Origin of the sequence: Streptomyces aurantiacus JA 4570 (assembly GCF_000414115.1) — a bacterium.
Taxonomy (GTDB): domain Bacteria; phylum Actinomycetota; class Actinomycetes; order Streptomycetales; family Streptomycetaceae; genus Streptomyces; species Streptomyces aurantiacus_A.
The window spans coordinates 1-557 of sequence record NZ_AOPZ01000336.1 but is presented as its reverse complement, the minus strand read 5'-3'; the positions used below and the strand labels follow the sequence as shown (position 1 = coordinate 557).

Here is a 557-nt window from a genome sequence, read left to right as displayed (position 1 = left end):
TTGATCCAGTACCAGCGGAACGGGAAGGTGCGGATGCCGAGGTCCATCAGGGCCACGGCCCGGTGGTGTCCGTCGCCCACGTACACGTCCAGGTAGCGGTCATCGACGCCAAGGACGATGGGCTCTGCCAGCCCCTGTCGGGCGATGGATTCCTTCAGCGCTTCGACCTTGGCCCGGTCCTTGGCGCGCCGGGCGAAGTAGCTGCGGGCGTCGCGCCACTGCCGGTACTCGGTCGGCTGGATCCGCCCGGCGGCAAGAAGGGCGGTCGGCATCCGTCCGCGGTAGGCCATCGGATTCCCTCCTGCGGTTCAGCCGTAGAAGTGGCTGCGCTTGATGACGGCCTTGCGGATGTTGACCGTGCTCCCGCCGTCCGAGACAGCGGAGGGCACGGGGGCGCGCAGGACGAGGAAGAGCAGCACGAGCCACAGCCCGGCGCCGGAGGTGAAACCGGCGGCGGCGCTGACGACCTGGCCGATGCCGTAGCCGAGCCCGGCGGACAGTGCGCCCCCGCCGATGCCGCCGCCGATGAGGCGCTGCGCGACGGGATCGAGCAGCGG

Annotated in this window: 1 protein-coding gene and 1 pseudogene; both read right to left on the bottom strand. The window is 70.7% G+C overall.

All coding sequences use genetic code 11. From position 1 onward, the window contains the following. Nucleotides 1-290: ParB/RepB/Spo0J family partition protein (locus STRAU_RS28495; protein ID WP_037662514.1), on the bottom strand; the 290-nt coding region annotated here is incomplete at its 3' end. An 18-nt stretch (nucleotides 291-308) separates the two neighbouring features. Continuing rightward, nucleotides 309-557 (bottom strand): annotated as a pseudogene (locus tag STRAU_RS28490) (hypothetical protein); the annotation flags it as partial.